The sequence below is a fragment of the Rhizobium sp. 57MFTsu3.2 genome, assembly GCF_012932765.1.
Classification (GTDB): Bacteria; Pseudomonadota; Alphaproteobacteria; order Rhizobiales; family Rhizobiaceae; genus Rhizobium; species Rhizobium altiplani.
In genome coordinates, this window is the sequence record NZ_JDWI01000009.1 from 35,727 (window position 1) to 60,348 (window position 24,622).

At 60.5% G+C, this 24,622-nt stretch carries 22 protein-coding genes; 8 read left to right on the forward strand and 14 right to left on the reverse strand.

Going from position 1 to position 24,622, the window contains the following annotated elements:
- The first annotated feature begins 59 nt into the window (after nt 1-59).
- Complete coding sequence (locus AF71_RS11985; protein WP_018858348.1) at nt 60-776, forward strand: AzlC family ABC transporter permease; 717 nt, start codon at nt 60-62, stop codon at nt 774-776.
- A gap of 2 nt (nt 777-778) precedes the next feature.
- On the forward strand, nt 779-1,087 hold the full coding sequence (locus tag AF71_RS11990; RefSeq protein WP_169681441.1) for an AzlD domain-containing protein: 309 nt from the start codon (nt 779-781) through the stop codon (nt 1,085-1,087).
- Between the two features lie 30 nt (nt 1,088-1,117).
- Here AF71_RS11990 and AF71_RS11995 read toward each other — a convergent pair whose 3' ends face one another.
- A complete protein-coding gene (locus AF71_RS11995) occupies nt 1,118-2,953 on the reverse strand; it encodes an aminopeptidase P family protein (RefSeq protein WP_169681443.1) in 1,836 nt (611 codons plus the stop codon).
- A 280-nt stretch (nt 2,954-3,233) separates the two neighbouring features.
- On the opposite strand from AF71_RS11995, the gene AF71_RS12000 reads away from it, so the two are divergent.
- A complete protein-coding gene (locus AF71_RS12000) occupies nt 3,234-3,407 on the forward strand; it encodes a hypothetical protein (protein WP_018858345.1) in 174 nt (57 codons plus the stop codon).
- A gap of 158 nt (nt 3,408-3,565) precedes the next feature.
- Here AF71_RS12000 and AF71_RS12005 read toward each other — a convergent pair whose 3' ends face one another.
- From AF71_RS12005 to AF71_RS12015, 3 genes are read right to left on the reverse strand one after another with little or no spacing between them, the layout of a single operon-like run.
- Nucleotides 3,566-4,444 carry a 50S ribosomal protein L11 methyltransferase gene (locus AF71_RS12005; protein ID WP_026371944.1) on the reverse strand — a complete coding sequence of 293 codons (879 nt, stop codon included), beginning with the start codon at nt 4,442-4,444 and terminating at the stop codon, nt 3,566-3,568.
- 14 nt (nt 4,445-4,458) lie between these two features.
- Nucleotides 4,459-5,586: an NAD(P)/FAD-dependent oxidoreductase gene (locus AF71_RS12010; RefSeq protein WP_169681445.1), complete on the reverse strand. Its 1,128-nt coding sequence runs from the start codon at nt 5,584-5,586 to the stop codon at nt 4,459-4,461.
- A 4-nt stretch (nt 5,587-5,590) separates the two neighbouring features.
- The gene (locus tag AF71_RS12015) at nt 5,591-6,193 is read right to left on the reverse strand and encodes an SCO family protein (RefSeq protein ID WP_018858342.1); all 603 of its coding nucleotides are present in this window, start codon (nt 6,191-6,193) and stop codon (nt 5,591-5,593) included.
- Nucleotides 6,194-6,546: 353 nt separating this feature from the next.
- Here AF71_RS12015 and AF71_RS12020 point away from each other — a divergent pair, with 353 nt between their 5' ends.
- The 3 genes from AF71_RS12020 to AF71_RS12030 all read left to right on the forward strand — a co-directional run bounded on the left by AF71_RS12020 (nt 6,547) and on the right by AF71_RS12030 (nt 9,590).
- Entirely contained in the window at nt 6,547-8,511 is a 1,965-nt protein-coding gene (locus tag AF71_RS12020) for a methyl-accepting chemotaxis protein (RefSeq protein ID WP_169681447.1), read from the forward strand.
- 2 nt (nt 8,512-8,513) lie between these two features.
- The gene (locus AF71_RS12025) at nt 8,514-8,981 is read left to right on the forward strand and encodes a chemotaxis protein CheW (protein ID WP_018858340.1); all 468 of its coding nucleotides are present in this window, start codon (nt 8,514-8,516) and stop codon (nt 8,979-8,981) included.
- A gap of 198 nt (nt 8,982-9,179) precedes the next feature.
- Nucleotides 9,180-9,590, forward strand: a complete 411-nt coding sequence (locus AF71_RS12030) for a GFA family protein (RefSeq protein WP_018858339.1) — start codon at nt 9,180-9,182, stop codon at nt 9,588-9,590.
- A gap of 17 nt (nt 9,591-9,607) precedes the next feature.
- Here AF71_RS12030 and AF71_RS12035 read toward each other — a convergent pair whose 3' ends face one another.
- On the reverse strand, nt 9,608-10,102 hold the full coding sequence (locus AF71_RS12035) for a CreA family protein (RefSeq protein WP_018858338.1): 495 nt from the start codon (nt 10,100-10,102) through the stop codon (nt 9,608-9,610).
- A gap of 63 nt (nt 10,103-10,165) precedes the next feature.
- A complete protein-coding gene (locus AF71_RS12040; protein WP_018858337.1) occupies nt 10,166-10,756 on the reverse strand; it encodes a 3'-5' exonuclease in 591 nt (196 codons plus the stop codon).
- 259 nt (nt 10,757-11,015) lie between these two features.
- Between AF71_RS12040 and AF71_RS12045 the strand changes: the two genes are divergently transcribed.
- On the forward strand, nt 11,016-11,537 hold the full coding sequence (locus AF71_RS12045; protein ID WP_169681449.1) for a GNAT family N-acetyltransferase: 522 nt from the start codon (nt 11,016-11,018) through the stop codon (nt 11,535-11,537).
- Nucleotides 11,538-11,570: 33 nt separating this feature from the next.
- On the opposite strand, the gene ligA is transcribed toward AF71_RS12045, so the two are convergent.
- From ligA to AF71_RS12085, 8 genes are all read right to left on the reverse strand, one after another.
- Nucleotides 11,571-13,736, reverse strand: a complete 2,166-nt coding sequence (ligA, locus tag AF71_RS12050) for an NAD-dependent DNA ligase LigA (protein ID WP_169681452.1) — start codon at nt 13,734-13,736, stop codon at nt 11,571-11,573.
- A 108-nt stretch (nt 13,737-13,844) separates the two neighbouring features.
- Complete coding sequence (gene recN, locus AF71_RS12055; protein ID WP_169681454.1) at nt 13,845-15,518, reverse strand: DNA repair protein RecN; 1,674 nt, start codon at nt 15,516-15,518, stop codon at nt 13,845-13,847.
- 5 nt (nt 15,519-15,523) lie between these two features.
- Nucleotides 15,524-16,393: an outer membrane protein assembly factor BamD gene (locus AF71_RS12060; protein WP_025659382.1), complete on the reverse strand. Its 870-nt coding sequence runs from the start codon at nt 16,391-16,393 to the stop codon at nt 15,524-15,526.
- 274 nt (nt 16,394-16,667) lie between these two features.
- On the reverse strand, nt 16,668-17,624 hold the full coding sequence (lpxC, locus tag AF71_RS12065) for a UDP-3-O-acyl-N-acetylglucosamine deacetylase (protein WP_018858332.1): 957 nt from the start codon (nt 17,622-17,624) through the stop codon (nt 16,668-16,670).
- Nucleotides 17,625-17,912: 288 nt separating this feature from the next.
- Nucleotides 17,913-19,637 carry a cell division protein FtsZ gene (gene ftsZ / locus AF71_RS12070; protein ID WP_169681456.1) on the reverse strand — a complete coding sequence of 575 codons (1,725 nt, stop codon included), beginning with the start codon at nt 19,635-19,637 and terminating at the stop codon, nt 17,913-17,915.
- Between the two features lie 56 nt (nt 19,638-19,693).
- Nucleotides 19,694-21,025, reverse strand: a complete 1,332-nt coding sequence (gene ftsA / locus AF71_RS12075) for a cell division protein FtsA (RefSeq protein ID WP_018858330.1) — start codon at nt 21,023-21,025, stop codon at nt 19,694-19,696.
- Nucleotides 21,022-21,954, reverse strand: a complete 933-nt coding sequence (locus AF71_RS12080) for a cell division protein FtsQ/DivIB (protein WP_026371941.1) — start codon at nt 21,952-21,954, stop codon at nt 21,022-21,024. The genes ftsA and AF71_RS12080 overlap by 4 nt, the downstream gene beginning before the upstream one ends.
- Nucleotides 21,942-22,868: a D-alanine--D-alanine ligase gene (locus AF71_RS12085; protein ID WP_018858328.1), complete on the reverse strand. Its 927-nt coding sequence runs from the start codon at nt 22,866-22,868 to the stop codon at nt 21,942-21,944. Before AF71_RS12085 ends, AF71_RS12080 begins: the two co-directional genes overlap by 13 nt.
- A gap of 420 nt (nt 22,869-23,288) precedes the next feature.
- Here AF71_RS12085 and AF71_RS12090 point away from each other — a divergent pair, with 420 nt between their 5' ends.
- A complete protein-coding gene (locus AF71_RS12090) occupies nt 23,289-24,593 on the forward strand; it encodes an MFS transporter (RefSeq protein WP_018858327.1) in 1,305 nt (434 codons plus the stop codon).
- The last annotated feature ends 29 nt before the right edge of the window (nt 24,594-24,622 follow it).

Sequence of the window (24,622 nt, forward strand, 5' to 3'; positions counted from 1 at the left end):
TTGCGGCGGATACCGCCCGTCCCTAGACGGGGGACAAAATTCCAGAAGGATTATCGCCGATGAGTCGCGCTGATTTTTTCGACGGCTTGCGCGGTGGCTCAGCCATTGCGATGGCCTCGGCCCCGTTTGGGGCATTGTTTGGAGCGCTCGCAGTCGATAACGGCATGTCGCTCGCGGAAGTGACCTTCATGAGCGCCACGGTCTATGCCGGCGCGAGCCAGATGGTCGGCCTCGAACTGTTCGGCCATAACGTCCAGGCGTGGCTGATCGTCGCCTCCATCCTGGCCGTCAACTTTCGCCATGTCCTCTATTCGGCGGCCATCGCCCCTTACATCAAGCATTTTTCGCCGCTCCAGAAATTCTTCACCTTTTTCCTGCTGGTCGATCCGCAGTTTGCCGAAACGCTGAAGCGCGGCGAAGCCGGCAAGCCGGTCACCTTTGTCTGGTACCTCGGCTTCGGCATCATCATCTACATCCCCTGGGTCCTGGTGAGCCTGCTCGGCGGGCTGCTCGGCAACTACATCGGCGACCCGAAGTTGATCGGTCTCGACATCCTGCTGCCGGCCTACTTCCTCGGCATCGTCCTGGATTTCCGCCATCGCGACAACTTTCTGCCGGTCGCCGCCGTCAGTGCGGTCGCCTCTGTTGTCGCCTATCACTATGTCGGCTCACCTTGGCACGTCAGCCTGGGTGCCGCAGCGGGAATCATCCTTGCCGCCCTGTTCCCACCGCCGCCCCACGAACAGGAACTCGAATCCGATCTGCACGAGGTATGACGATGGCCTTCGATCTTCATATGGCACTCGTGATCGTCGCTGCGGCGGTTGCAACCTACGCAACCCGCATCGGCGGCTATATCCTCATCACCACGATGAAGCGCATTCCGCCACGCATGGAGGCCGCACTTGCTGCGGTCCCAGCTGCAGTCTTGACGACGCTTGTCGCGCCGGCCTTCTTCATGGGGGGCTGGGATTCGAAGCTGGCCCTGCTCGTCGCACTCGTCGTTGGCCTGCGGGCCTCGCACACCTGGATGCTGATCGTCGCGTGGCTCTTCGTTCTGGGCTGGCGTCACACGATCGGCATGTGACGCCATCGGCGGCGAGCAAGGCCGCCTGGCTCAGTATTCCAGCGGCAAGGTCGAGTTCTCCAGCCACGCCTTGACGTCGTGGTCGTGGATCAGCGGCATCAGCGCCTCCCGCGTGCGCTCATGATAATTGTTCAGCCAATGCAACTCGTCATGGTTCAGAAGTTCTGGAATGACGAGGCTGCGATCGATCGGACAGAAGGTCAGCGTCTCGAACCCGAGCATTGGCGTGTCGCCGCCATCGATTGCCTCTGCCTCGCGGACGTAGATCAGGTTCTCGATGCGGATGCCGAAAGCGCCGGGACGGTAGTAGCCGGGCTCGTTCGAGAGGATCATCCCCGGCAGTAATTCCTGCGTTGATAACCTGGCGATGCGTTGCGGACCTTCATGCACCGAAAGGTAGGACCCGACACCGTGGCCGGTGCCATGGGCGAAATCGGCCCCCGCCCGCCAGAGCGCGATGCGGGCCAGCGGATCGAGATCGCAGCCGCGGGTGCCTTTCGGAAAACGCGCGGTGCTGATCTGGATCATGCCCTTCAGCACCAGCGTGAAGAAGCGCTTGTGCTCCTCGGTGACCGAACCGATCCCGACGGTGCGGGTAATGTCCGTCGTGCCGTTGATGTACTGGGCGCCGGAGTCGATCAGGAAAAGCTCCCCGGCTTCCAGCTTGCGGTTCGTTTCCGTCGTGACGCGATAGTGCATGATCGCCGCGTGCTCGCCGGCACCGGAAATCGTATCGAACGAAATGTCCTTCAGCGGGTTCTGCATGCTCTGCCCGACACGGGCGCGCGCTACTTCGAGCTTCTCCGCCACGTCGATTTCCGACACGGTCCCGGGCTTGACTTGCGACAGCCAGTAGAGAAACTCGACCATCGCTGCGCCATCCTGCAGATGCGCGGCCGCGGAACCGTTAATCTCAACGTTGTTCTTCACCGCTCGCGGAAGCTTTGCGGGATCATTCCCTTCCACGACTTCGCCACCTCCCTTGCGAATGATCTCCGCCAGGGCATACGAGGTGAGGTCAGGATCCACGAAGACGCGACCACCATCCTTTGCAACAGCTGACAGTTTCTTTTCGAGCTCCGACGGCGGAAGCTGCATGCACATCTGAGCGAGATAGGCTTCGGGTTCGATACCGGTCTTGCGCTTGTCGAGGAAGAGGTCCGCCTTGCCATCGGCATAGATGATCGCCCGCGCCAGCGGGTGCGGCGTGTGCGGCACATCGGCACCGCGGATATTGAAGATCCAGGCGACCGAAGACGGATCCGCGATCAGCGCCGCCTTGAGGTTCTTCTTTGCAAGATCGGCCGCGACCGTTGCGATCTTGTCGGTTGCGAGCACGCCCGCCTGGACGATGTTCTGGATTGTCACCTGCCCCAACGGCTCCTGCGGCCGGTCGCTCCAGAGTTTGTCCAGAGGATTGTGAGGCAGGACAACGAGCGAACCGCCAATTTCGGCAAGCGCCTTTTCAAGTCGCCGCACCTCCGCCCCGGAGTGCAGCCAGGGATCAATGCCAAGACGCAAGCCCTTGGAGCCATTCTTTGCAAGCCAGGCATGAGGCGGCTCGTTCACAAGGTCCCCACCGGTGAAGAGCGCGTTGTCGACTTGCTCGGCAAGTTGCGTCACGTAGCGCCCGTCCACGTAGACAATCGCCTCCGAACGCGTCACCAGCGCGACCCCCGCCGAGCCCGTGAAACCCGTCAGCCACGACAAGCGTTCCGAGCAAGCTGGCACGTATTCGCCGTTGAACTCGTCGGCGCGCGGCACCAGAAAGGCGTCGATGCCAAGCGCATCAAAGCTTGCGCGCAGGGCCGAAACGCGATCGCGGCCGAATTGTGGCGTCGAGGTGACTTCGAAAGACTGGAACATGCTCACTAACCCGTTTTTTTGGACGATCCCCTCAGCGAAGAGATTCGGCTATGGTATCGGAATTTCATGAGAATACGAGAAATTGCTACGCGATACCTGAGTGAGAGCCGCGCAATAATTCGGCGGAAATGAGGCGCCGATTCACAAACTGGCACGCTTTATGCATTCTCTGCATGGCTCCCATGAAGGAAACCCTCTCCCTCAGCTTTTCTAAATCGCTATATAGGCGCCATCAGACGGGTTCGAGACGAACCTGAAACGAAACAAAAGGAATTTGGATATGACTGCCCCTCTGTCGCGCTTCGCTTACAGCAGCCCGGTGCAGGCTGGCGAGCGCCAGACTGTGCGTCACATCATCGGCTCGCGCCGTCCGCCGCATGAGGACACCCTCAAGCTGCTCGGCGCCGGCCACAGGGTTACGCGCCATCAGGTCGCAACCAGCTACACGTTCTGAGCAACTCGCCGCTCCCTTCTCCTCCTCCCTCACGGGATCGGCGATCAGAACAGTAGAAGCCCGCTCGAGCGCTCCTCCTCCTTCGAGCTCGCGGGCACTGACCGGGAAACTGGTCTCAAGGCGGTGCCATTGGCACCGCCTTTTCTTTTGCCTTCATCTCAAGGGCGGTCGAGATGGATCGTCACCCAACCGTTTCGCCAGATCGTGCGGACATGCCGCAGGTGCGCACCATTATAGGCGGCAAGCACCTTCCAGCGTTGCGCGGCCAGAATGCCGGAGAGGATGACCGAGCCTCCCGGCGCCAGGTGGTTGACGAGCTGCGGCGCCATCTTGATCAGCGGTCGCGCGAGGATGTTGGCGATGATGAGATCGAAGGGACCATGTGTGGAAAAGGCCGTCGAGTGAAAACCCGGCGCTGTCGCCGTCGAGATACCGGACGCAATCCCGTTGCTTCTGATGTTCTCGGCCGCGACCCGAGTTGCGACCGGGTCGATATCGGTGGCGAGAACGGGAATGTTACGCAGCTTCCTCACGGCAATCGCCAGAACGCCGCTACCGGTTCCGAGGTCGAGCGCATTCCGCACGGAGCGGGAACGAAGAACACGATCGATCGTCTCCAGGCAGCCAGCCGTCGTACCGTGGTGACCCGTACCGAACGCCTGGCCCGCATCGATCTCGATCGCAATGTCCCCGGGCCGTACCTTGTCGCGGTCGTGCGAGCCATGGACGAGGAACCGCCCTGCCCGAACCGGCTTCAGGCCCTCGAGTGACTTGGCGACCCAATCGACGTCAGGGATCACCTCGCGTTCGACCTTGGCGTCGGGAAAGCTCGTCTTCAGCGCGTCTTCGACACGCGCGCGAACCTGCGCCTCGTCTTCACGCATCATGTAGACGGAGGCTTCCCAAATGTCCTTCTTCTCGTCGATTTCAGTCGTCGCGATCGCGAAGTCTTCTTCGCCGAAGACCTCGGACAGCAGGTCCAGAATCTCACCGGCCTGCACTTCGGTCGTCGTCACATAAAGGCGTATTTCACTCACAATCACTCTTTCTTTTATGGGGCGCCATCGATCCAGGGCGGCGACTGCGTATCATATCCGGAAACACCGTGAAGCAATTTTTGTCGGAATGCAGGTATCCGCAAAAGAACCGGTACGGCAAGATTGCGGATCGCGATTGCCATCGGATGTGTCATTGTGATTAGCGATGTCAATTGATGGGTCTGCTTCAGCACCGTCGTCACAGCAGGCATCCTGAGCACCGCATACTCCTGCTCCCGCCTCTCCGAGATCAGCCAGGCCAACCAGCATGCGTCTTCGATGCCAAGGTTCATCCCCCGCGCCCCGGCAGGCGAATGAATGTGCGCAGCATCCCCGGCAAGGAAAACGTTGCCCCTCGCCATTACCTCGGCACGACGAAAGTGAATGCGAAAATCGGACGCCCAGACCCGCTCAGCAATGGGCGCGGGATGCTCGATGCGGCTCTCGAAATCGGGGAGCGTCGAAATGTAGCGCAGCACGTCACGCGTCACAGGCAAGCGCCCGATCATGCCAGGATCGAACAGGCTGATCTCGGCAAAGCTGGGATCGACCGGTCCGGCGTAGCGAAAATCCGCCAGGTAAAAGCTGCTCTCCAGCACCTGCCCGGGGAAACCGATGCCGAGGGCTTCTCGCACCGTTGAATGGGACCCGTCGGCCGTGATCACGATATCGAAATCCGCGGTTTCGACCGAACCATCCAGCTTCCTTAGCGTCACCTTCGGTTTCGAAAGATCGCCGGAAACCGCCTCCACGACGGTTTGCCACTCCGGAGCAATCTCGTAGTCGGAAAGCTTGCCGAGCAGCAGCCGCTCGGTATGCCCTTGCGCCAGCGCATGGATGGCACTGTAGGGACCGGGAACCTCCGTGGTGTCGATGTCGGCAAGGACCTTGCCTTTGGCGGCGATCCGGAAGTGCTGTATCTGCTGCGCTTCCTGCAGGATCGTGTCCGTCACACGCGAAGGTGAAAGCAGCGTCAGCGTTCTGGCATTGATGCCGAGAGCACGGCTTTCCGTTAGGGGCACCGGTCCGGCGTCGCTATCGACGATGCGCGGGAGGTGGCCGCGGCGGGCGAGTTCAAGAGCAGCAGTCAGACCAGTCGCACCGGCTCCGGCGATCAAGATGCTGCGATGCCCTGACGCCATGCCGTCATCCCTTGCTGACGAGGTTCTCCAGTTTCTTTACAGCCGTATCGGGATTTTCGCCATAGGCGATGGTACCGGAGAACCGCCCTTCCGAATCGAGCAGGAAGACAGAAGCCGTGTGATCCATCGTGTAGTCGCCGTTCGGATTGCTTTCGTCCACCGGAACCTTCTTGGCGTAGACGCGGTAGCCCTTGATGACATCGGCAATCTTGTCGGGCGCGCCTGATATGCCGACGATGCGCTTGGACACGTTGGAAACGTATTCGTTCATCACCTCAGGCGTGTCGCGCTCCGGATCGACGGTCACGAAATAGGCCTGCAGCTTCTTGCCATCCGGATCGACCTTCTCCAGCCAACCGTTCATCTCAAAGAGCGTTGTCGGGCAGACCTCCGGGCAATGGGTGAAGCCAAAGAAGAGCGCCGTCGGCTTGCCCCGGAAGGCCTGCTCGGTGATCGGCTTGCCGTCCTGGGCAACGAGCGTGAACGGCACGCCGAACGGCCCCTCGGAAACGGCCTCCTTCGTCTTGGTGACATTAAGCGTCAGCCAGCCGAGAATTCCGGCCATCAGCAGCACCGCAACCCAGACCGCAATGCGGACAGTCTTCATCGATCGAACCTCAAAGATCGGGATTATTCCCGTTTATCGGGTGATATCGCCTCCTGCTTCGGGGCGCAATTCAACAACACGTTTCCCAGTGGCGACCGATTGCCCCACCAGCACACGGAAAAGGCGAAATCGGTTTCACAAAAACCAAAATCTTCAACCACTTAGCAGATGAAACAAAGACGGTTGCAATCTTTGAGGGTTAGCAAATACTTAAAAATACATATCTATATTTAGGAATGGATAGAACGTTCTACGTTCTCGTGACATGAGGTCCACCCGGCATTTCAATCCCCGGCTATCCGCGTGAGCGCAAGATGCACACCGCGTCTCATCGCGGAGGGGGATGATCATCAATGACTGATATGAAAGTGCGCAAGAGCCTCTCTGTAGGCCAACGGCTGGGGACACTTGCCGGCGCGGCGTTCATTGGCTTCGGCTCGATGCTTGCAGTTGGCTGGTATCAAAATTCGAGCGCCGACGCGGCTTTGAGACATGCCAACGAAATCCAGGCCAGCGTCGACCAGATTAACGAGATGCGCGCCGCAAACCTCACCCTCATTCTTGCCGCCATGGACACCATCGTCGACCGTGGCGATCGCGCCGTGATGCCCGAACGCCTGAAGCTGATGAACGAGGCGATCGGCGAGCTGCAGAACAGCTCCAAGGAGATGCACCGCCTGGGCGAAGAGCTGAACGCCGGAAACCTGTTGTCCACCTATGGTGCAGACGTGGCGTCTCTGGGGAAAAATGTCGTCGGAGACTTGAAATCTGCTGTCGAAGCCGGGGCGCCGGACAGTGAATTTGACAAGCTGGACGACGCCATCGACGGTGGCGGCGACAAGGTGGGCGCGACACTGGACAAGCTCGCCCACGAAGGCGGCGAATTGGCCAAAGCGCGTATCGACGAGGCAAACGCAATCTCGGAGCGGGCGATACTGATCCAGCTGGGACTTGGCATCGTCGCCATCCTGACAATGGGCACCCTGCAATACATCCATGGCGGTTCCATCCGTCGCGGTATCGAGGGTGTGCGAAAAAGCATGCAGGGCATCATGCGCGGCGATCTCAATAGCCTTGTCCCCGCCACTGACCGGGGCGATGAGATCGGCGACATGGCACGCGCAGCGGAGAGCTTCCGGCTTGCCGCAATCGAGAAGCAGGAATTGCAGGCGCGTAGCGACAGCGAACGCCAGCAGAGCGACGCCGAGCGCCGCAGCCGTGAAGCAGCGAAGCTTGCGGACGCCGAAGCGCTCAACGATGCAGTCCATGCGTTGGGCGACGGCCTTACGCGCCTCGCGGGCGGAGACGTGACAGTCACCATCAATCAGCCGTTCACGGCAGAGCTTGAGCGCTTGCGCACCGACTTCAATCACACCACGGCGACGCTCCGCCAGACAATGGCCGGGATCGCCCGAAACGGGACTTCCATCCAGGCAAACAGCCAGCAGATGCGCTCGGCAGCAGACGACCTCGCCAAGCGTACGGAACAACAGGCGGCCTCGCTGGAGGAAACCTCCGCGGCGCTCGACCAGATCACCGCGACGGTTCGCAACGCCACCAACCGTGCCGAGGAAGTCGGCCACATGGTTGCCCACACCCGGCAGAATACCGCGAAATCAGATGTGGTCGTGACCGATGCCATGGCTGCGATGGAGCGAATCGCGACCGCCTCGCGCGAGATCGGAACAATCATCAACGTCATCGATGAGATCGCCTTCCAAACCAACCTCCTCGCCCTCAACGCGGGCGTCGAAGCTGCTCGCGCCGGCGAAGCCGGCAAGGGCTTTGCTGTCGTAGCACAGGAAGTACGCGAACTCGCCGGCCGCGCGGCCGGTGCCGCCAAGGATATCAAGGCCTTGATCGGAAAATCCGGCGCCGAGGTAAAGGCCGGCGGCGAACTCGTAACGGCGGCCGGCGAAGCCCTGCGCCAGATCGGCGAAGATGTTTTGCGCATCGACGAGCATGTTAAATCAATCGTAACCTCTGCACGCGAACAATCTACCGGACTGAACGAAATCAATACGGCCATCAGCCAGATGGACCAGGTCACGCAGAAAAACGCGGCCATGGTGGAAGAAACGAACGCAGCAAGTCACGCGCTCGCCACCGATGCCGACAGCCTGATCCACCTGATCCAGACGTTCAAGATCGGCGAAGGCATGAATGCCCGTTCCACGCCGCGGGAAGCCACCGCAGTCTCGCATCCGAAACCATCTCCCGCACGAAGCCTTATCGGCAAGGTCGCGGGCGCATTCAGCGGCGGCGCAACCGCCAGAGCCATGGCCGTACCGGCCGGAGACAACTGGGAAGAATTCTGATCATGAACAATACCGTCATCAACCAGACCGGATCGCATCTCGAGATCGTCTCCTTCCATCTCGGCGAGCAGGAGTTCTGCATCGACATCATGGCGATCCGCGAAATCCGCGGCTGGGCGCCCGTAACGCCAATGCCGCACACACCGCCCTACGTCCTCGGCCTCATCAATCTTCGTGGTGCGGTAATTCCGGTCATCGACATGGCCTGCCGCCTCGGCATGAAGATGACCGAGCCGTCGGAGCGCTCCGCCATTATCGTCACCGACATTGCCGGCAAGCTCGTCGGCCTGCTGGTCGAGCAGGTCTCCGACATGATGACCATCAAGAGCGAAGACCTGCAGCCGGCACCGGAGATCATCCCGGAAGCCCAGCGCGCCTTCTGCCGCGGCATCGTCGCCCTGGAAAAGACCATGGTCTGCTTCCTAAACCTCGACACCGTAATCGCCGACGAATTGGCACAGGCTGCTTGACGCGACCAGCCAGCATAACCGCCAAGAGATTTTCGAACCGCTCGCATCGAACCGTTGCGAGCGGTTTTTTCTGTACGGTCATTGTTAGGGCCGCATTGCAGGCTATCTCCTCATCGCATCGTCCGACGTCGCTTCGAGTGAACGAAGTGCGCGAACGGGCGTTCGAATGGTTGTCAGAAGAACAACGGGGTACGCAGAATGCGCGAGGCGAAAACCCGTCACACCGGAGGATGCGGCTGCGGTGCGGTCCGATACAGAATTGACGAGGCGCCGCTGGCGAGCGGCATCTGCCACTGTCAGACATGCCGAAAGGTCGCTTCGGCTCCTACGCTTCCGTTCGTCACCTTTCCCGTGCGAACGCTGGTATACGAACAGGGAGCCCCTCGGGCATTTGCCTCCTCGAGAGGCGTTGTCAGGACATTTTGCGGCTCATGCGGTTCCCCGATCGGCTATCAGAACGATGCCGACCCAGACCTGATCGACATCATGACAGTCAGCCTCGACGACCCGGATGAGTATCATCCGACCTTTCACGTCTGGACGTCTGAAAAGGTGTCCTGGGATGTCATCTGCGACGAGCTGCCGGCACATCCCAAGAGCCGCGCCTAGCGCGACGAGGCGTGTTGCTATTGCGGCTTGCCGTTCTTCCACGTGACATTCTGGCCGTATAGCGGGATGGTTGAAATCGCCATCTTCGCCGAGCCATCAGTCAGTTCGCGGGAGTGGGCGAGATAGACCAGCGTGTCGTTCTTCTTGTCGTAGATCCGGTTGACGACCAGCTTCTTCCAGATAAGCGACATGCCCGTCTTGAACACCTCGTCGCCGCCCTCCGACAGATTGATGTCGCCAATCTCGATCGGCCCCGTCTGCCGGCAGGAGATGGAGTTGTTCGAGGGGTCTTCGAACCAGTTGCCGTTCTTCACGCGATCGATAACGCTGCGGTCGAAATAAGTGACGTGGCAAGTCACGCCCTTCACCTGCGGGTCGGCCACCGCATCGATGATGATGTCGTTGCCAATCCAGTCGACCCCGACCTTGCCGACGACGTCGGCTGAGGCAGCGCCGGCGCTAAGGCCGATGAGTGAAGCAGCGGCAAGCGCGATGTAACTCTTTCTGGACATGACGGTTCCCTGATTGCATCCGCATCTTAGGTAAGCGCGCCTGATGCCTTTACAAGGAAGTGTTCACGCCTTCCTGCAGGTGCAGGCCTCATACCCGGTCGACGTCAGCCTGCCAGGCTTCATGCCTATCAGAGCGGGAATGGCGTTCACTGCAGCCGCCCCGACAGCCTTTGCCATCGCGATCGCGGCATGCGCGCAGACGGCGGCGTCCTCGGCGGCATTGTGATGCGCAAAACGCAGGCCGAGATGCTCGGCGATCATGTTGAGCCGGTGCGAGAGGAAATGCGGCCAGATCCGCTGGGCCATCTTCAGGCTACAGAGATACGTCAGCTCCGGATAGGACTGCCGATAGAGATCGAGGCTCGCGCGCCAGACGCTGAAATCGAACGCTGCATTGTGCGCAATCATGGTCGCACCTCGGAAATCGTCGTGGAATTCGTCCATCACTTCCGGAAACGCCGGCGCGTCCTCGACATGCTCAGGCCGGATGCCGTGAATGGCGATGTTCATACCGGAGAACCGCATCTCCTTCGGCCGGATCAGACGCTCCTCGACGCGGGTAACCTTGCCGTCCTCAATCCATGCCAGTCCCACCGAACAGGCGCTGCCGCGTTGTTCGTTGGCGGTTTCGAAATCAATGGCGATGGTTTTCAACGAGATTTCCGATTCGATAGCATGGATCTGGCATAACCTCCCCACCCTCTCCGCGCAAATCCGGCTGTTGACATCCGCAAGCGGATTGCGAAATCATGGCGCATGACCGGATTGGTGACCATTGTGCTGACGCGGACGACCACCCTTGCAGGGTTGGCGGGAGCGATGGTGCGTTAGAAGCAGTCCGTCATCCCCTAAACCCTGCCGAGGCGAGCAGGGTTCGGGAACCGGCTCTCCTCAAACTGAGAAGGAGAGTTGCATGCAGAAGAATCCAAACCCCAGAGAAATACCCGCCGGACTGTCGATCCGAGCCATCCGTCCGTCCGACACCGAGGCATTGACGGCGCTGGTCAATCTGCCGGGCTTCCGTGCCGGTACCTTGCGTCCACCCTACCAAAGCATTGAAGAGACCCGCCGCCATGTCGAAAACAGCAATCCGGATGCAATGCGTCTGGTCGCAATTATCGACGAGCAGATCGTCGGCGACATCGGCATGACCCGTTACCACGGCCGCCGCAGTCACGTCGCCAGCATCGGCATGGGCGTGCATGACGACTTTACCGGTCGCGGCATCGGCAGCGCGATGCTCGCGGCCGTCATCGATGCCGCCGACAACTGGCTGAACATCATGCGCCTGGAATTGACTGTTTACACCGACAACGAAGCCGCCCTGGCCCTTTACAGGAAATTTGGTTTCGAAGAGGAAGGTATACTCCGTGCTTTCGCCTTCCGCGCCGGCAGCTACGTCGATGCTTACGCGATGGCGCGCATCAAGCGGTAGAGGAACGCTCCGAGGTCGGTGACAGCCGATCCCTCATCCGCTGATCAGGGCCAGCCACTCGTCCTCGTCCATCGTCTGGACACCGAGTTCGCGTGCCTTGTCGAGTTTCGAGCCTGCGCCTGGTCCTGCAACCACGATGTCGGTTTTCTTTGACACCGAGCCTGCGACCTTAGCGCCGAGGCTTTCAGCCCGCGCCTTGGCTTCATCGCGCGTGAACTTCTCCAGCGAACCGGTGAAGACCACAGTCTTGCCGGCGACTGGGCTGTCTGCAGCAGCAACCTTCTCTGCAGGCAAGGGCGTCCCGTCATTCAGTTCGGCGAGCAGTCGCGAGATCACCTCGACATTGCGCGGTTCCTTGTAGAATTCAACGATCGCGCGCGCGACGATCTCACCGATGCCTTCGATGGCGTTGAGGTCGTTCCAGGCATCGCCCGAGAGCGGCGCGGCAGCTGTCATCGCTGCTTCGAAGTCGGCATAGGTGCCGTAGGAGCGTGCCAGGAGCTTGGCTGTCGTCTCGCCGACGTGCCGGATGCCGAGCGCGTAAATGAACCGGTGCAGCGCGATGCTCCGCCGCTCGTTGATCGCCGTATAGAGCTTTCCGACGCTGACCTTGCCGAAACCTTCGATATTTTCAAGCTTTGTCAGCGAACCGGCCTGCCGCTTCTCAAGCGTGAAAATATCTGGCGCGTTACGGATCTGCAGCGCCGGATCGTCGCTCTCGAAGAAGAAGTCGACCTGCTTCGATCCCAGGCCCTCGATATCGAAGGCATTGCGCGAAACAAAGTGCTTCAGATGCTCGGTGGCCTGCGCACGGCAAATGAAGCCGCCGGTGCAGCGCGTTACGGAGTCGAGCTTGCCTGTCTTTTCGTTCTTCTCCCGCACCGCATGGCTGCCGCAGACCGGGCATTTTTGCGGGAATTCATAGCGGGCGGCATCAGCGGGGCGCTTCTCCATGACAACATCGAGCACCTGCGGGATAACGTCTCCGGCCCGCTGCACGATGACCGTGTCACCGATCCGAATGTCGTGCCCGACGTCGCGGATGCGTTCGCCCGAGTTCCCGATGCCTTCGATGTAATCGGCGTTATGCAGGGTCGCATTGGTTACGACGACGCCGCCGACGGTAATTGGCGTCAGCCGTGCAACCGGCGTCAGGGCGCCGGTGCGGCCCACCTGGATATCGATGTTCTCGACAGTCGTGAAAGCCTGCTCGGCCGGGAACTTATGTGCCGTCGCCCAGCGCGGACTGCGGGAGCGGAATCCGAGCCGTTGCTGCAGATCCAGGCTGTCGACCTTGTAGACGACACCGTCGATATCATAGTCCAGGTCCGGTCGCTTCAGGCCGATCTCGTCGTAGTGGGCTAAAATATCGGCGACGGAATTCAACCGCTTCATCAGGGGATTGACCGGAAAGCCCCAGCTCTTGAATACCTCGACCATACCAAACTGTGTGTCGGAGGGCATGTCGGATATCTCACCCCAGGCATAGGCGAAGAACTTCAACTTGCGGCTCGCAGTCACCTTGGCGTCGAGCTGCCGCAGCGATCCGGCTGCCGTATTGCGCGGATTGACGTAGGTCTGCTTCCCCTCGGCTTCCATCTGCTTATTGAGCGCCAGGAAGTCGCTCTTGGCCATGTAGACCTCGCCGCGCACCTCGACGACTGCTGGTGCCCCCGCCGGCAGCGTCTGGGGAATTTCCTTGATCGTGCGGATGTTGGCCGTGACGTTTTCGCCGGTCGTGCCGTCGCCGCGCGTTGCAGCGCTCACCATCCTGCCGTTCTCATAGCGAATCGACATAGAGAGGCCGTCGATCTTCGGCTCCGCGGTAAAGGCAATCGACTGGTCCGGCAGACGGCCGAGGAAGCGATAGACGCTCGCCACGAAGTCCTGCACGTCCTCCTGCGAGAACGTGTTGTCGAGCGATAGCATCGGCCGTGCATGCACAACGGGCGCGAACGTTACCGAAGGCGCGATACCGACACGCCGCGACGGACTGTCCTCGCGAATGAGTTCCGGAAAGCGCGCCTCGATCGCGTCGTTGCGACGCTTCAGTGCATCATACTCGGCATCGGAAATCGCCGGGCGATCCTCGCCGTGATAAAGCTCGTCGTTGCGGGCGATCTCCTTGGCGAGCCACTCAAGCTCGGCGGCGGCATCTTCGATCGTCAGGGCATCAACGGCTATGGCTTCGGTCGACATACGGCTCTCGCTCCACGGAATCTGGAGTCGGTTTTAGAGCAAAATGAATGGATTGAAAGAGAGCGAGAGGTCCTCGTTCGCCCTCTCCCCAATTCGGCGATTAGGAAATCAGCCGTTCCCGGCCAGCAGCCGGGCCGCCGCCGCCCTCGCCTCTTCCGTCACCGACGCACCCGCCAGCATGCGTGCGATTTCTTCCGTCCGGTCGCCAGGCGCCATCGTCGCGACGTGAGTCGCGATCTTCTCCGAGCCTTCGGCGGCCGGTCCTTTCGAAATCAGCAGGTGCGTCGCCGCACGCGCGGCGACCTGCGGCGCATGTGTGACCGACAGCACCTGCACGCGGTCGGAGAGCCGCTTCAGCCGCTGACCGATCGCATCCGCAACCGCCCCACCGACGCCGGTATCGATTTCGTCGAAGACGAGCGTCGGCGCAGAACCGCGATCGGCAAGCGCGACCTTCAGGGCGAGCAGGAAGCGCGAAAGCTCGCCGCCGGATGCCACCTTCATGATCGAACCAGGACGTGTGCCCGGGTTGGTCTGAACGTGGAACTCCACCACGTCGATCCCCTCCGAGGTCGCGTCATCAGGATTGGTGGTGATCTCTACCATGAAGCTTGCGCGCTCGAGCTTCAGCGCCGGCAGTTCCGCCATGACGGCAGCAGCCAAGGCGTCTCCGGCATGATGACGCTTATCGGAAAGGCTGCGCGCCGCTGCGTCGTAGTTTGCCTTGCCAACACCGACCTCGGCTTCAAGCTTGGCAAGCTTTTCCTCGCCGGCATCGACGTCGGCAAGATCGCTGATCATGCGGACCGCCAACGCCGGCAGTTCGGTCACCGGAACGGAGTATTTGCGGGAGGCAGCGCGCAAGGCAAACAGGCGTTCCTCTACACGCTCCAGCTCCTTCGGATCGTATTCCGTCTTCCTCAGCGCAGCCTCGACTTCCATCTGCGCATTGGAGAGCTGGTCCAGAGCGGCATCCAGAAGCGCCACCGTATCTTCCAGCAAGCCCGGCGCCTCGTGGCTCTTGCGCTCCAGCCTGCGCACCAGCGAGGCGATATGTGGCACGGGGGAAGCATTGCCGTTGAGGAATTCGGAAGCCTCGGCGATATCGCCGGCGATCCGCTCGGCCTTCATCATCTTCTGGCGACGATCGGCGAGCTCGTCCTCTTCTCCGTCCTGCGGTGAAAGCTTCTCGAGCTCCTCTACGGAAGCGCGGAGGTAGTCGGCCTCACGAGCAGCGTTCGCCACCTTTTCGCGCTGCTTCTTGAGCGTCCGCTCGGTATCGCGCCAGATGCGGTACAGATTGGAGACTCCGGCAGCATCTTCGTTCACGCCTGCGAAAGCGTCGAGCAGGATCCGGTGCGCATGCGCATCGACCAAGGCGCGATCGTCGTGCTGGCCATGAATCTCGACCAGCATCTGCCCGACCTGGCGCATGAGCTGAACGCTGAGCGGCTGGTCGTTGACGTAAGCCTTGGTACGGCCATCAGCGTTCTGGACACGGCGGAAGATAACATCGCCGTCATCATCGATGCCGTTTTCGCGCAGCAGCTTGCGGGCGCTGTGGTCCGGACCGACGTCGAACACAGCCGTAACCTGCCCCTTGTCCTCGCCATGGCGAACAAGACCGCCGTCTCCGCGCCCGCCAAGCGCGAGCGACAGGCTATCGAGCAGGATGGATTTGCCAGCGCCGGTCTCCCCGGTCAGCACCGAGAGGCCGGTCTCGAAGGCGAGATCCAGCCGCTCGATCAGGACGATATCGCGGATCGAAAGCTGGATCAGCATTGGCCTCAGGTACCGAGCAGGAGTTTCTTGCCCGCGGCAGCAATCCACGAACCGGGGTTTTCACGCGGCTCGGTGCCACCACTCTTCAGCAGCTTGAAGGAGTCCGCATACCACTGACTGTCAGGATAGTTGTGGCCGAGAACCGCGGCTGCCGTCTGTGCTTCCTCGACGATGCCCATTGCGTAATAGGCTTCGACAAGGCGCGCAAGCGCTTCTTCGATCTGGTTGGTATTCGGATATTTCTCGACAACCGTGCGGAAGCGTGAGATCGCCGCCAGGTATTCCTTGCGCTCCATGTAGTAACGGCCGACCTGCATTTCCTTGCCTGCCATCTGGTCGCGTGCGAAGCGGATTTTCGCCTGCGCGTCGTCGACGTATTCCGAATCCGGGTAGTTGTCGATGACGGCCTGCATGGCCTCGACGGTCTTGGCGGCCGCGCGCTGGTCCTGCGTGACGTCCACGATCTGCTTCGAATAGGTCAGACCGATCAGATACTGCACGTAGGGAGCGTCCTTCGACTTCGGATACTGCGCCATATAGCGGTTGCCCGAAGCGAGAGCGTCGTCCAGACGGCCCTGGCGATACTTGACGAAGGTGCTCATCACGAGCGCCTTTCGCGCCCATTCTGAGAACGGGTTTTCGCGGTCGATTGCGTCGAACTTGCGCGCCGCCTCGGCCATGTTGCCGGCCTTCATGTTGGCGAGGCCTTGGGTATAGAGGACATCCGGCGGATCGTTCTCGAGGCCGAGCTTGGTGATATCGATATCGGGGTCCGACTGGCATCCGGAAATTAAGGCACCTGCGCTCAGCACCAAGAGCGATGCGAACAAAGCGCGCGCTGTCTTCATCATACTATCAGACCCTGCATAACCCATCGGAATATCCCAACGCCGCCATCCCTCAACGGCAGCCACGCCTTGCTGGCGTTTCTAGCCACAAATGTGGAGCCAGAGCAACGCAATGATGATGCATTAACGCATTTTTGTGGCGATGCAGGCGATAAACGCCGGTTTTACACTGCGAATGCTGCATCTGGTGCTACTAAGCATCTGCGGCAGCACATCTATCGGGGAATCATCGTCAGCCTGCTCCCCATAAAGAAACCGCCTCCCGAAGGAGGCGGCCCTGGCCTAATAAATGCGATGGAGGTCATGCCGACCAGGGAGCAAATTCCGGCGCGTTGACCCGGATGAAATCCCGAGCCGCAACACGCTGGCGCGGCGCAGAGGTCTCGACCACTTCATAGGCGGTCGGGTCGCTGAGCAACGCCTTGAGAGCATTAGCATTCATCTTGTGACCGCCGCGGTAGGACCGATAGCAGCCGATGAAAGGAGCACCGGCGAGCGCCAGGTCGCCAACCGCATCGAGTGCCTTGTGGCGCACGAACTCGTCCTTGGCGTAGCGCAGGCCTTCGACGTTGATAACGGTGTTGTCGTCCGATATGACGACCGAATTCTCAAGCGACGAACCAAGCGCGTGGCCGGAGGCCCAAAGACGCTCGACATCGCGCATGAAGCCGAAGGTACGGGCACGCGACAGCTCGGACTTGAACGTCGCAGCCGTCATGTCGCCTTCCCACTTCTGTCGGCCGATCAGCGGGCAGTCGAAATCGATCTCAACCTCAAAGCGCATGCCGTCATAGGGACGGAACTCGCTCCACGAACCACCATGCTCGATGCGAACCGGCTTGGTGACGCGGATGTAGCGACGCTTGACGCCAAGCGATACTAGGCCAACCTGTTCGATCGCCTCGATAAAGGGCATCGAGCTGCCATCCATGATGGGCATTTCGGAACCGTGAACTTCGATCAGGACGTTGTCGAGACCAAGCGCGTAGACAGCGGCCATGACATGCTCGATCGTCGCGACCGATCGCGCCGGCGAGAAACCAAGAACGGTGCAGAGATCTGTATTGCCGACCTGAGAAGACACGGCACGATATTCGGAAACCTCGCCGTTGTCGTGCATGCGATTGAAGACAACGCCTGTGTCAGCTTCTGCCGGGTTGAAGGTAATCGAAACGTCAGCACCGGAATGAACGCCGATGCCCGAGAGCGTAATCGGGCGCGATACTGTCGTCTGAAAACCCAACATGCCAATAACCATAAATTTTTGCCTTTATTATCCCTGGTGATCCGCATCGGCTAACATGCCGGACCATCCGCCAGGGGTCATTTCACTCCGTCAGAGCCTCGCGATAAAGCGCAAGAAGACGGTTCCTTGAGCACATACATACGTGCGCCCGGGTTCCAATCCAAATCACTGTTTCTTTCGCATTGTTACGAAAGCATGCCTTTGAAATAACAACGCAATTCGTGTCGAATTCAGAGCTTTGAAACGGCAATGCCCGGGAGCGTACTCCCGGGCATCCTTGTGGCGATTCTGTCCCTTGCCTCAGTTCGACTGGCGGCGCAGGAACGCAGGAATTTCAAGCTGATCGTCTTCCTGCATCATGCGAGCTTGCGGAACGCTTCGGCCCTGATCGTCGAGATTTCCGCGACGCGGCGCATAGAGGCTGGCTTCCGGAGAAAGCGGTCGGCGCTGCTGCGATGCCGCAGCCGGAGCCGAGGTCATCTCTGGCGCAACTTCCTCTTCGCGGCGACCAAGTGAGTTGGTGATCCGCTTCAGGAGCCCCATCGGGCCACGCTCTTCGTGGGCGTGAGACGGAGCGGCCGGCTGCGAGCGACGGTCGATCTCGGCCTGCACGACCGGCGGAAAGTCCTCCACCTTCGGCATGCGAACGGCCTGCTGGGCGGCCATCGGCTGCTGCATGACCGGAGCCGGCTGGCTCATGACCGGCTGCGGAGCCGGCTGGCTGATAACAGGCGCGTGAACGGGAGCCTGCTGAACCGGGGCGGGGCGAATGACGGGAGCGGCTTCCGGAGCAGCGAAGATCTTGCTCTGTGGGCGGAAGGTCTCCTGCATTGCCGGCTGCTGCACCGGAGCTGCAGCACGCGGAGCGTGGATCTCGAGCTCGCGTTCCATCTCGGCCTCGGCCGTGCGGATTGCCTGTGCAACCGAGTCGACGGGCTTGGGTGCCTGCTGCATGACAGGTGTAGGCTGAACAGCGGCCGGAGCCGGAGCAACGGCCGCGGAAGGACGCACGATCGGCTTCGCTGCCGGCTGGAAGGCCTTTCCTGCCGCGGCATTGATCGCACGATCGATACCGGTAGCAACAACGGAAACGCGGATGATGCCTTCGAGCGACTCGTCGAACGTCGCGCCGAGGATGATGTTCGCGTCCGGATCGACTTCCTCGCGGATGCGGGTCGCAGCTTCGTCGACTTCGAAGAGGGTCAGGTCGCGACCGCCGGTGATCGAGATCAGCAGGCCCTGTGCGCCCTTCATCGACGTTTCGTCGAGCAGTGGGTTGGCGATTGCAGCTTCGGCAGCCTGCATCGCGCGGCCCTGACCGGATGCTTCGCCGGTGCCCATCATCGCGCGGCCCATTTCGCGCATGACCGAACGGACGTCGGCGAAGTCGAGGTTGATGAGACCTTCCTTCACCATCAGGTCGGTGATGCAGGCAACGCCGGAGTAGAGTACCTGGTCAGCCATCGCGAAAGCGTCGGCAAAGGTCGTCTTGTCGTTGGCAATGCGGAAGAGGTTCTGGTTCGGAATGACGATCAGCGTGTCGACCGACTTCTGCAGCTCTTCGATTCCGGCTTCGGCCAGACGCATGCGGCGACCGCCCTCGAAGTGGAAAGGCTTGGTAACGACGCCGACCGTGAGGATGCCCTTGTTTCGAGCCGCCTGAGCGACAACAGGGGCAGCGCCGGTGCCGGTGCCGCCGCCCATGCCGGCGGTGACGAAGCACATGTGCGTACCGTTCAGGTGATCGATGATTTCATCGATGCACTCTTCGGCTGCGGCACGGCCGACTTCCGGCTGCGAACCAGCACCGAGACCTTCAGTGACGTTGGCGCCGAGCTGGATGATGCGCTCCGCCTTGGTCATCGTCAGGGCCTGGGCATCCGTGTTGGCAACGACGAAGTCGACGCCCTGGAGGCCAGCGGAGATCATGTTGTTGACAGCGTTGCCGCCGCCGCCGCCAACACCGAACACGGTGATACGCGGCTTAAGCTCAGTGATATCCGGCTTTTGCAGCTTGATAGTCATGTTACCGTTCCTTCTCTTTATGGCCGCATCGCCACGCCGGCCAATTCACTCAATTGTCAGAAGCTCTCTTTCAACCACTGCCCCATGCGGGCAAAGCGGCTGGTATTTCCCCCAAGCGACATGAGCAGACCGCTCTGTGACGCATGTGTTTCCTGGTCCGCGACCTGCGGATAGATCATCAGACCGACGGCCGTCGAAAAGGCTGGGCCCTTCGCTGCAGTCGGCAGGCCCGAGACGCCCATCGGACGACCGATTCTGACGTTGCGGGCAAGAATGCGACGCGCAACTTCGGCAAGGCCGGTCAGCTGGCTCGCACCACCCGTCAGCACGACGCGCTTGCCGACGATCGGGCTGAAGCCCGAGCGCTGGATGCGGTCGCGGATCAATTCCATGGTTTCCTCGATACGGGCGCTGACAATGCGCGATACCAAAGCGCGCGGCACTTGCGTCGGCAGGTCGCGTTCGTCTTCGCCGATCGGCGGGATCGAGATCAACTCGCGCTCGTCCGAGGAGTTCGGCATTGCGGAAGCATGAACGACCTTGAGGCGCTCGGCGTCTTCGATACGGGTCGAAAGGCCGCGGGCGAGGTCCGTAGTGACGTGATGGCCGCCGAGGCTGACGGCATCCGTGTGCACCAGCTTACCTTCTGCAAAGACCGAAATCGTCGTCGTTCCGCCCCCCATATCGATCGCCGCGCAGCCCAGCTCGACTTCATCGTCGACGAGAGCTGCCAGACCGGAAGCATACGGCGTCGCAACGATTCCCTCAACCGAGAGGTGAGCGCGATTGACGCTGAGCTCGAGATTTTTAAGCGCGGTACGCTCAGCGGTGACGACGTGCATGTCGACGCCGAGAACGTCACCGTACATCGACAAGGGATCTCGGATACCGCGTTCGCCGTCGAGCGAGAAGCCGGTTGCCAGCGAATGCAGCACGGCACGATCCTGGCGCAGCGACTGCTGGCAGGCTGCCGACAGAACCTTCTTGAGGTCGTTCAGTTCGACTTCCTGGCCACCGAGATCGATGGTTGCGGTGTAGATATCGCTCGTCAGACGACCGGCCGTGACGTTAACGATCAGGCTTTCGACCGTCAGGCCGGCCATGCGCTCGGCGGCATCGACAGCAAGGCGAATCACGCTTTCCAGCGCATCGAGGTCGGAAATCGCGCCGGTCTTGATGCCGCGCGAACGCTGGTGGCCAATCCCAATGATTTCAATGTTGTGCGTGCGGCCGGGCAGCACCTGGCTTTCCTCGCGAGGCGTCAGGCGGCCGATCATGCAGACGACCTTCGTCGATCCGATGTCGAGCACCGAAACGACGTGGGACCGCTTCGACGAAAGCGGCTTCAGGCGCGGCAATCCGAAATGGGACGAACCGAACAAGCTCATATATTTTGCCCCGCCTTCTTCAAATCCTTGGTCCGCTGATCAAGCACAAGTTGCCGGCGCGCCATGGCTTCCGGCGTCAACTGAATTGCCGTGCGGTCGGTGAGCCTGAGATCGACCGCAGCGATGTCGCGCTCCAGAAGGTCCTGCTCCTTCATGAACTTCGACAGCCGCGCCAGAGCCAGATCGACATCGTCTTCCGGCAACTTCACCGCAACGCCGTTGTCCATGTGCAGATCCCAGCGGCGACCCGACACCCAGACGTAGGCCTTTACCCGCGCCCTGATCTCCGGCCACTTCGCAAATTCGGTTTCGAGCGAGGTTGCGGCAACTTCAGCACCGCGACCAACCACCAGCGGCAACTGCGAAAACTTGTTGTCACGCAGCGGAGCGATGACCGAGCCACCCTTCTCCACGAGAGAGAGCTCCTGGCCATGCTGCCAGATGGCGTAAGCCTGGCGCTCCGTGAGCTTTACCTCGATCGTCTTCGGATAGACCTTGCGAACTTCGACATTCTCGACCCAGGGAAGCTTCGCGATCTTCTGACGCGCAGCATCGACATCGAGCGCCACGAGCGAGGTCGTACCGTCCAGCCCCAACAACTGCAGGATCTCGATTTCGGAGGTCTCGGAATTGCCGGACACCTTCACGTCATCAATCGCAAAGCCTGCAGCCGTCGTCGTCGCCTGCGCAACCGCTTCGGTGTGACCACCGAGCGACATGCCGTAGAGACCCGTCGCCGCAAAGAATGCCAAGGCGGATACCGTCCCAACGTGAGCCGGAATATGGATGCGGCCACTCCCGAGGCTGACAAGAAAGCGCACAACGCGACGCAGCGGGCGCGGCAGAACCAACCGACCATCACCCTCGGGAAACGAGAGCTCCGCCTGATGACTTGGGCGCCCTATTCTTTTGACCGTCACCGAGAACAAGAAGCGTCCTCCACCATCCAACGGAGAAATTCACCAAACGTGTAGCCGGCATGACCGGCCATTTCGGGCACCAGGGAGGTTGGAGTCATGCCTGGCTGAGTATTGATTTCCAGCCAGATGATTTCACCATCTTCGGAGAAGCGATCGTCGTAACGAAAGTCGGAGCGACTCACGCCACGGCAACCAATTGCTTGATGCGCCCTTAACGCCAATGATTGTATTTTTTGGTAAATATTCGGTGAAATTTCCGCCGGAATGACGTGTTTCGATCCACCTGCCACGTACTTGGCATCGTAGTCGTAGAAGCCATGCCCGACCGGCACGATTTCGGTGACGCCGAGCACTTGATCGCCCATCACACCGCAGGTCAGCTCTCGACCGTAGATGTAGCGCTCGACAAGAACCTGCTCGCCATAGCGCCATTCCGGAGAGCTGATGATTTGCGGAGGATGGGATTGATCTTCCTGAACGATCACTACGCCGAAGCTGGAACCCTCGCGCACAGGCTTCACGACGTAGGGAGGCTTCATCGGGTGCTCCGCCGGAAAGGCGAATCGATTGATCACCTCGGATTGAGCAACCGGAATGCCGACAGCAGCTGCAACGCCCTTGGCCTTCTCCTTGTCCATGGCGAGCGCTGACGCAAGCACGCCGGAGTGCGTATAGGGAATCTCAAGATATTCGAGGACGCCCTGGATCGTGCCATCCTCGCCATAGGGGCCGTGCAGCGCATTGAAGACGACATCGGGCCGCAAGGCAGCAAGCTTGGCAGACACATCGCGATCGACGTCAATCCGCGTCACCTGGAAGCCCTCAGCCTCGAGAGCATCCGCGCACGCCGTCCCGGAGGAAAGGCTTACCGGCCTCTCCGAGGAAAACCCGCCCATCAGGACAGCGACATGCTTGCGACTCATCAACACCCCCAAAAAATAACCTGCACTGTGAATTTCGACGCTTGCACCAAGCTTGTTTCCCGTCCGAATCTCGCTCGGTGATGCAGGTGTATTAGAGCCTGATTATGGTTAATGAAGTGTTTACTTTCGTTAATTTTTGGCTCGAACGCCCCTCCGGAAGGGGGCCGTGCAACATTCAGAAAACCCCTCGACAACGGCGGCTTTCGTGCAGGATCCCATCAGGAATCCGCACCAGTTCGATGGCTTTTCCGCCCGTCAACTTTGAGGGTCGGCCACCCAGAAGCGCTGAATCGTCGGAAAAATGCAAAGCGTGCTAATTTTTTTTCGTTTGTTACTCGATGGGCATTTGCGCCGAATTAAAATTGCGTTAAGAGCCGCCTGCCTCCGAAGGGCACAGGTGTAATCCCAATTGGAATGAGAATGTCAGACGCGATATCAAGAGTATCGCCGACTCCCGCTTTATCGAACAATGCGCAAGTCAACTCGCCGGCGCGTGTTCTGATCGCGAGCCTTGTCGGCACCACGATCGAATTCTTCGATTTTTACGTTTACGCCACAGCCGCCGTGCTGATCTTCCCGACGCTGTTCTTCCCGAACAGTGATCCGACCACGGCCCTGCTTGCTTCCTTTGCAACCTTCTCGATCGCCTTCTTCGCCCGTCCACTGGGCGCCGTAGTCTTCGGCCATTTCGGCGACAGGATCGGCCGCAAGACGACGCTCGTCGCCGCCCTGCTCACCATGGGCATTTCGACGGTCGTGATCGGTCTTCTGCCCTCCTACGAGTCGATTGGCGTTCTCGCGCCGCTGCTGCTCGCGCTCTGCCGCTTCGGCCAGGGCTTTGGCCTAGGCGGTGAATGGGGCGGCGCCGTGCTGCTCGCCACCGAGAATGCACCGGAAGGCAAGCGCAGCTGGTACGGCATGTTCCCGCAGCTCGGCGCGCCGGTTGGCCTGTTCCTCTCCTCGGGCATCTTCTGGCTGCTGCTGCAGGTCATGTCGCAAGATGATCTGCTGAGTTGGGGCTGGCGCGTGCCGTTCATCTCTTCGATTCTGCTGATCGCCATCGGTCTCTGGGTTCGTCTCTCGATCACCGAAACGCCGGCGTTCCAGAAGGCGATTGACAAGCAGGAGCGCGTTGCAGTCCCGGTTGCCGAACTCTTCCGCAAGCACAAGCGCAGCCTGTTCCTCGGCACCTTCGTGGCGCTCGCCACTTTCGTGCTGTTCTACATCGGCTCGGCTTACCTTCTGTCTTACAATGTCAAGGTCCTGAAGATCCCGTTCCCGGACGCGCTTAAGATCCAGATCGTCGGTTCCGTCGCCTTCGGTATCTTCATCCCGATATCAGGCAAACTCGCCGAGCGCTTCGGCCGCCGCGAGATGCTGATCCTCACCACCTTGCTGATCGGTATCTTCTCGTTCTTCCTGCCCGGTCTGATGACCGGCGGCGAAGGCAGCATTGTTGTGTTCGCGATCGTCTCCATGGCGCTGATGGGCATGACTTACGGTCTGATCGGCACGGCGCTTGCTGCGCCCTTCCCGACTGCCGTGCGCTATACCGGCTCGTCGATCACCTTCAACCTTGCCGGCATCTTCGGCGCTTCGCTGGCGCCCTACATTGCCACTTGGCTGCAGGCAAACTACGGCATGCAATATGTCGGCTACTATCTCGGTCTTTCTGCCGTCATCACCTTGATCTGCATTCTGGCCTCCGGCCGCAACGAAGTCTGATCACGAAAACAGTCCAGTTCGAAGGGCCG

What these genes read in the sequence shown, in the direction of transcription:
- AF71_RS11985 (WP_018858348.1), top strand. Translation starts at nt 60, where the DNA reads ATGAGTCGCGCTGATTTTTTCGACGGCTTGCGCGGTGGCTCAGCCATT.
- AF71_RS11990 (WP_169681441.1), top strand. Translation starts at nt 779, where the DNA reads ATGGCCTTCGATCTTCATATGGCACTCGTGATCGTCGCTGCGGCGGTT.
- AF71_RS11995 (WP_169681443.1), bottom strand. Translation starts at nt 2,953, where the DNA reads ATGTTCCAGTCTTTCGAAGTCACCTCGACGCCACAATTCGGCCGCGAT.
- AF71_RS12000 (WP_018858345.1), top strand. Translation starts at nt 3,234, where the DNA reads ATGACTGCCCCTCTGTCGCGCTTCGCTTACAGCAGCCCGGTGCAGGCT.
- AF71_RS12010 (WP_169681445.1), bottom strand. Translation starts at nt 5,586, where the DNA reads ATGGCGTCAGGGCATCGCAGCATCTTGATCGCCGGAGCCGGTGCGACT.
- AF71_RS12015 (WP_018858342.1), bottom strand. Translation starts at nt 6,193, where the DNA reads ATGAAGACTGTCCGCATTGCGGTCTGGGTTGCGGTGCTGCTGATGGCC.
- AF71_RS12020 (WP_169681447.1), top strand. Translation starts at nt 6,547, where the DNA reads ATGACTGATATGAAAGTGCGCAAGAGCCTCTCTGTAGGCCAACGGCTG.
- AF71_RS12025 (WP_018858340.1), top strand. Translation starts at nt 8,514, where the DNA reads ATGAACAATACCGTCATCAACCAGACCGGATCGCATCTCGAGATCGTC.
- AF71_RS12030 (WP_018858339.1), top strand. Translation starts at nt 9,180, where the DNA reads ATGCGCGAGGCGAAAACCCGTCACACCGGAGGATGCGGCTGCGGTGCG.
- AF71_RS12035 (WP_018858338.1), bottom strand. Translation starts at nt 10,102, where the DNA reads ATGTCCAGAAAGAGTTACATCGCGCTTGCCGCTGCTTCACTCATCGGC.
- AF71_RS12045 (WP_169681449.1), top strand. Translation starts at nt 11,016, where the DNA reads ATGCAGAAGAATCCAAACCCCAGAGAAATACCCGCCGGACTGTCGATC.
- ligA (WP_169681452.1), bottom strand. Translation starts at nt 13,736, where the DNA reads ATGTCGACCGAAGCCATAGCCGTTGATGCCCTGACGATCGAAGATGCC.
- recN (WP_169681454.1), bottom strand. Translation starts at nt 15,518, where the DNA reads ATGCTGATCCAGCTTTCGATCCGCGATATCGTCCTGATCGAGCGGCTG.
- AF71_RS12060 (WP_025659382.1), bottom strand. Translation starts at nt 16,393, where the DNA reads ATGGGTTATGCAGGGTCTGATAGTATGATGAAGACAGCGCGCGCTTTG.
- lpxC (WP_018858332.1), bottom strand. Translation starts at nt 17,624, where the DNA reads ATGGTTATTGGCATGTTGGGTTTTCAGACGACAGTATCGCGCCCGATT.
- ftsZ (WP_169681456.1), bottom strand. Translation starts at nt 19,637, where the DNA reads ATGACTATCAAGCTGCAAAAGCCGGATATCACTGAGCTTAAGCCGCGT.
- ftsA (WP_018858330.1), bottom strand. Translation starts at nt 21,025, where the DNA reads ATGAGCTTGTTCGGTTCGTCCCATTTCGGATTGCCGCGCCTGAAGCCG.
- AF71_RS12085 (WP_018858328.1), bottom strand. Translation starts at nt 22,868, where the DNA reads ATGAGTCGCAAGCATGTCGCTGTCCTGATGGGCGGGTTTTCCTCGGAG.
- AF71_RS12090 (WP_018858327.1), top strand. Translation starts at nt 23,289, where the DNA reads ATGTCAGACGCGATATCAAGAGTATCGCCGACTCCCGCTTTATCGAAC.